Origin of the sequence: Mesorhizobium sp. M5C.F.Ca.IN.020.32.2.1 (genome assembly GCF_004023105.1) — a bacterium.
In the GTDB taxonomy this organism is placed as follows: domain Bacteria; phylum Pseudomonadota; class Alphaproteobacteria; order Rhizobiales; family Rhizobiaceae; genus Mesorhizobium; species Mesorhizobium wenxiniae.
Genome location: NZ_RZSX01000450.1, coordinates 1 through 5,142 on the forward strand (window position 1 = coordinate 1; position 5,142 = coordinate 5,142).

Sequence of the window (5,142 nt, forward strand, 5' to 3'; positions counted from 1 at the left end):
GGCTGAAGATCGTCTTCATCAAGGCGCTCTGCCGCAAGGCCAATGTCGAAAAGCTCGATGCCGGACCAAAAGGCGTTGTCATCCATTTCCGCAAGCGCGAGTTTTCCAATCCTGTCGGGCTGGTCACGTTCATCGGCGAGCAGGGTTCGCTGGCCAAGATCCGGCCCGACCAGAGCGTCGTCTTCAGCCGCGACTGGCCAACACCTGAAAAGCGTCTGGCCGGGGCCGCCGTCGTCATGACGCAATTGGCTCGGCTGGTGGAGAAGGCTGCCTAGCAAGGCGTTGCTGGTGCTTTGGCCAATGACTACGCCGGCAGTTCCTGGCGCATCACGGCCATTCGCCACACGTCCAAATCCGGTCTAGAATAGGAAATCGGCTTCGTGTATGGAGCCGCGATCCCCATTTGGGGCGAAATGGCGGGCGATAGCACCCGCTGGAAAGAACGTTGGGTGCAACGATGACGAAATGGTCGCCGAATTCGTGGAGAGCAAAGCCGATCCAGCAGGTTCCTGCCTATCCGGATCTTGCCGCGCTGAAGAACACGGAAGGCCAGCTTGCCACCTTTCCACCGCTGGTTTTTGCAGGTGAGGCACGCAAGCTGAAGAAGCAGCTTGCGACCGTCGCTGCCGGTGACGCATTCCTTCTGCAGGGCGGCGATTGCGCCGAGAGTTTTGCCGAGCATGGCGCGGACAACATCCGCGACTTCTTCCGCGTCTTCCTGCAGATGTCCGTGGTGCTGACCTTTGCCGGCGCGCAGCCGGTGGTGAAGGTCGGCCGTGTTGCCGGCCAGTTCGCCAAGCCGCGCTCGTCCGACAACGAGACCAAGGGTGGCGTGACGTTGCCCAGCTATCGCGGCGACATCATCAACGGCATCGAGTTCGACGCCAAGTCGCGTATTCCCGATCCCGCACGCCAGGAAATGGCGTACCGCCAATCGGCGGCGACGCTCAATCTTTTGCGCGCCTTCGCCCAGGGCGGCTACGCCAGCCTGGAGAACGTGCATCAATGGATGCTGGGCTTCGTTTCGGACAGCCCGCAAGGCGAGAAATACGAGTCGCTCGCCAACCGCATCACCGAGACGATGGACTTCATGAAGGCCGTCGGCATCACCTCGGAGACCAATTACGCGCTGCGCGAGACCGACTTCTACACCAGCCACGAGGCGCTGCTGCTCGGCTATGAGGAGGCGCTGACCCGCGTCGATTCGACCTCGGGCGACTGGTATGCGACCTCCGGCCATATGATCTGGATCGGCGATCGCACCCGCCAGCCCGACCATGCCCACGTCGAATACTGCCGTGGCATCAAGAACCCGCTGGGCCTGAAATGCGGCCCGTCGCTGACGCCGGACGGCTTGCTGCAACTCATCGACCTGCTCAATCCGGAGAACGAGCCCGGCCGGCTGACGCTGATCGCGCGCTTCGGCTCCGACAAGGTCGCCGACCATCTGCCGAAGCTGCTGCGCGCGGTGAAAAAAGAAGGCCGGAGCGTGGTGTGGTCGTCGGACCCGATGCATGGCAACACCATCGAGGCCGCCGGCTACAAGACGCGGCCGTTCGACCGCATCCTGAAGGAAGTTCAGACCTTCTTCGAGGTGCATCGTGCCGAAGGCACGCATCCGGGCGGCATCCATATCGAGATGACCGGCAAGAACGTCACCGAATGTACCGGTGGCGCCCGCGCCATCACCGCCGAGGAGCTGCAGGATCGCTACCACACCCATTGCGACCCGCGCCTCAACGCCGACCAGGCGATCGAGCTGGCATTCCTGGTCTCGGACCTGCTCAAGAAGAGCCACCCGGTCCAGCACAAGCAGGCCGTCAACGGCTGATTTCAGTCGCCATCGATCAAGAAGCGCCGGAGAAATCCCCAGCTTCTGAGCAACCCGGACCACTTGGCGGCTCATCAGCGTCGGGTATCTCCGGGCTAACTGCCTTGGCTCTTGTCATATTCTTGAGTGCTCTGATCACTCTATGCCGTGGTTCCATGCGCTCATGAAAGCACTCGAACGACAATGATGCCGATCGTATCGTCCGACAGGCGATCCTTCATATAAAGCACCTCCGCGCCTTCTCGCAGCGATCTCCATGGCAAATTTAGCGCAGCGCCACGCTTTTGGGGTCGCGGTCGATTTCATAGCTGCAGTTCGAACACGCCCGCTTTGTGTCGCATTTGCTCGTGCGCGGCGGCGATAAAACTGGAATCCTGCTGCAATGCCGAGGATGGCGACTGGCTGGGGAGGCGAGATGGACGACACTCATATCGGGTCATGCCTGTGCGGAGCCGTGCGCTTCAAGACGCGGGGGCCATTGCGCGGCGTAATCTATTGTCACTGCTCGCAATGCCGGAAGCAGAGTGGTCACTTCTACGCTGCAACCAATGTCCCCGAAGGGAACATCACAATCTCAGGTGCCGAGAGCATCACTTGGTACGAAGCGTCTTCGTTTGCAAAGCGCGGCTTTTGCAAGACATGCGGCTCTCTGCTGTTCTGGAAGCCACGGCAAGATGCCTACATCTCGGTTATGGCGGGACTATTCGACGAGCCCACGGGACTTCAGGGGCAATGTCACATCTTCGTCGGCGACAAGGGCGACTACTACACGATCGACGATGGGCTGCCGCAGTTCGAGAAGTCGGCGCCGTCGATCAAGGTCGCGGATGAGTGAGAAGGTCGCCGACGAATGATTTTTGGAGAGATCGCCTTATTCCCTTGATCCGGCCATTGCGCTATCCCCTGCCGGTGATTCGGAAAGGTTTGGCATGCAGCGGCTGATCGATGCTTTCTTCAATTCAGTGCGGGCATTTCGCAAATTGGCTTCCAGCGAAAAAGCCTTCCAGCAGGAGCTGATGCTGCTCGTGCTGGCGTTGCCGCTTGGCTGGTTTGTTTCGGTGTCGTGGCGCGGCTATGCGCTGTTGATCGGGGCGGTGCTGCTCCTGATCATGGTCGAAGTGCTGAACACCGGCATCGAGGCCGCATGCGATGCGTTCAGCCGGGAATTCAACGTCGATATCCAGCTCGCCAAAGACTGCGGTTCGCTGGCGGTGCTGATTTCGGTGGTGATCGTTGCCGGCGTCTGGGGCATCGCCATCATCGAGCGAATCTTGGGGCTACCGATCTAATCCTCACCTCTTATATGACGGTTACCAAAGGAGACCGTCATGTCGGACACTACTGATTTTCTTCTGCTCGAGCGTGTCGGCCTGCCCGATGATTTGCGCTGGCTGACTGAGAAATATCCGCGCGAGATCTGGCAGGGGCATTCCAACATCCATGGCATCGCCACTATGTGGCTGCAGCGGCACGACATGTTCCGCGAGCTCGGCGGCATGCTGACCAACGGTATCGGCGACTATCACGAGGGCAGGCTGACGGGGCCGGAGTTCGCTCGCTGGTTCGCGCCGCGCCTCAACCATTTTCTCGGCAATCTCGACGGTCACCACAATGTCGAGGACCATCATTATTTCCCGGTATTCGCCAAAGCCGAGGTCCGGCTGAAGCGCGGCTTCGAGATTCTGGATGCCGATCATCACACGATCCATGAGGGGCTGGAGCGCAATGCCGAGACCGCGAACGCCTTCATCCGCACGCTTCAGGACAGCGAGGACAAGCAGCGCTTTGCCGCCGATGCGTATGCCGACCAGAACAGCCGGCTGATCGCCATGCTGACCCGGCACCTTGCCGATGAGGAAGACCTGATCATTCCGCTGATCCTTGATCGCGGCGATCGGACGCTCGGCATCGATTAGGATGTGTGGATATTCAGGTGATGCCGGCCTGCAAATGGCGGCTTCCTGTGCTTCCGGTGCTCACGTACCCAAAAGTACGCTGCGCTCTGGTTCTCGGAACCCACCTGTTTGGTCGCTTCGCGCCCGTCCTCGACTCCGACTCGGCCTGACCTGAATCTCAACACATCCCGGAGCAAGGTGAGGTCAGGTTTGCTCGACCCTTACGTTTCCTTGCTACGCTCCTTTTTGGCAATGGTGTGAGCGATGAACGAGGCGAGGACCGCCGCTGCCAACCCAATCGCCAGGGCGATCAGCAATCGCTCGTGACGGGCCAACGCCTGGCCGACGATGCGCTCCGCGCCCAGCCCGAACACATAGCCGATAGTGGTGAATAATCCGGCCCAGACTATGGATGAAATGACGTTGAGAATGACAAAGCGCGTCACGGCAATGCCGGACAATCCGGCCGCGATGCCGCCGACAAGGCGCAGGCCGTAAATGAAGCGGTTCGATAGCACGAACATGTCGGGATGGTTAGAGACGAGACGATAGGCGTGGCTGAAGCCTGGCCGACCTCTCAATTTGATCACAAGGGGATGATTGGCGAAGCTTCGTCCGAGGGTGAAGAATAAAGTGTCGCCGACAAAGGCGCCGATGGAGGCCGCCAGAAACGCCTGCCACAGGACGAAGACATGCTGATGGGCGAAAAATCCGCCAAGCAGGGCGGCACTTTCGCCCTCGGCGACACAGCCCAGAAAGACGGCAATCAGCCCGTATTGTTCGACGAGATGGTGGATGGCATCTGTCATGAACGCGTCCGCTGCTTCGACAGAATCTCGTCGATCCGCTTCACCTGCTCGGCCAGCTGGACGATCTCGTCGCGCATGCCAACGATCTGGCTGTGGCGCAGTTCGTCCAGCTTCTCATGCAGCGCCATGATCTCGATCTCGGCCTTCAGATTGACCTCGTAGTCGTGGGCGGCGTCGATGCGGTCGCGCTCGGCCTGGCGGTTCTGCGCCATCATGATCACCGGCGCCTGCAGCGCAGCGATCATGGACAGGATGAGGTTGAGGAAAATGAAGGGATAGGGATCGAAGGCATCGCGCGACAGGAGCCAGACATTGCCTGATGCCCACAGGATCAGGAAGGCGATGAAGGCCAGGATGAAGGACCAGGAACCGCCGATCCGGGCGATGGTGTCGGCGAGGCGGTCGCCAAACGTCTGATGAAAAGCGACGGCCTTGTTGGTGTCCTTCGAGATCGTGGTGCGTTCGAGCGTTGATTGCAGCACCCGGTTTTCAGGTGCGCTGAGGCCGTCCGGCTTTCGCTTCAGCCAACGGTTCGCCAGTTCCTCGATCGTCTTGTTCATCGTCGCCTCCGTCGTCAGCGATAGAGGTAGAGGCTACTGGTTCGCAC

General features: G+C 60.1%; 6 protein-coding genes and 1 pseudogene. 5 read left to right on the plus strand and 2 right to left on the minus strand.

Annotation, left to right across the window (positions count from 1 at the left end; genetic code table 11):
- The 5 genes and pseudogenes from EOA86_RS21365 to EOA86_RS21385 form a co-directional block, all read left to right on the plus strand.
- Nucleotides 1–275: pseudogene (locus EOA86_RS21365) on the plus strand (transcription-repair coupling factor); the annotation flags it as partial.
- A 182-nt stretch (nt 276–457) separates the two neighbouring features.
- Entirely contained in the window at nt 458–1,831 is a 1,374-nt protein-coding gene (locus EOA86_RS21370) for a 3-deoxy-7-phosphoheptulonate synthase class II (protein ID WP_065009497.1), read from the plus strand.
- Nucleotides 1,832–2,246: 415 nt separating this feature from the next.
- Nucleotides 2,247–2,666, plus strand: a complete 420-nt coding sequence (locus tag EOA86_RS21375; RefSeq protein ID WP_128343439.1) for a GFA family protein — start codon at nt 2,247–2,249, stop codon at nt 2,664–2,666.
- Nucleotides 2,667–2,760: 94 nt separating this feature from the next.
- Complete coding sequence (locus tag EOA86_RS21380; RefSeq protein ID WP_029352991.1) at nt 2,761–3,120, plus strand: diacylglycerol kinase; 360 nt, start codon at nt 2,761–2,763, stop codon at nt 3,118–3,120.
- A 39-nt stretch (nt 3,121–3,159) separates the two neighbouring features.
- Nucleotides 3,160–3,747: a hemerythrin domain-containing protein gene (locus EOA86_RS21385; RefSeq protein WP_128343441.1), complete on the plus strand. Its 588-nt coding sequence runs from the start codon at nt 3,160–3,162 to the stop codon at nt 3,745–3,747.
- Between the two features lie 200 nt (nt 3,748–3,947).
- Here the strand turns inward: EOA86_RS21385 and EOA86_RS21390 are convergent, their stop codons facing one another.
- Entirely contained in the window at nt 3,948–4,535 is a 588-nt protein-coding gene (locus tag EOA86_RS21390) for a DedA family protein (RefSeq protein ID WP_128343442.1), read from the minus strand.
- Entirely contained in the window at nt 4,532–5,095 is a 564-nt protein-coding gene (locus EOA86_RS21395) for a DUF1003 domain-containing protein (RefSeq protein WP_128343445.1), read from the minus strand. Before EOA86_RS21395 ends, EOA86_RS21390 begins: the two co-directional genes overlap by 4 nt.
- Between the last annotated feature and the right edge of the window lie 47 nt (nt 5,096–5,142).

Excerpts from the sequence above, each read along its gene's own strand:
- EOA86_RS21370 (WP_065009497.1), top strand. The coding sequence starts at position 458 with ATGACGAAATGGTCGCCGAATTCGTGGAGAGCAAAGCCGATCCAGCAG.
- EOA86_RS21375 (WP_128343439.1), top strand. The coding sequence starts at position 2,247 with ATGGACGACACTCATATCGGGTCATGCCTGTGCGGAGCCGTGCGCTTC.
- EOA86_RS21380 (WP_029352991.1), top strand. The coding sequence starts at position 2,761 with ATGCAGCGGCTGATCGATGCTTTCTTCAATTCAGTGCGGGCATTTCGC.
- EOA86_RS21385 (WP_128343441.1), top strand. The coding sequence starts at position 3,160 with ATGTCGGACACTACTGATTTTCTTCTGCTCGAGCGTGTCGGCCTGCCC.
- EOA86_RS21390 (WP_128343442.1), bottom strand. The coding sequence starts at position 4,535 with ATGACAGATGCCATCCACCATCTCGTCGAACAATACGGGCTGATTGCC.
- EOA86_RS21395 (WP_128343445.1), bottom strand. The coding sequence starts at position 5,095 with ATGAACAAGACGATCGAGGAACTGGCGAACCGTTGGCTGAAGCGAAAG.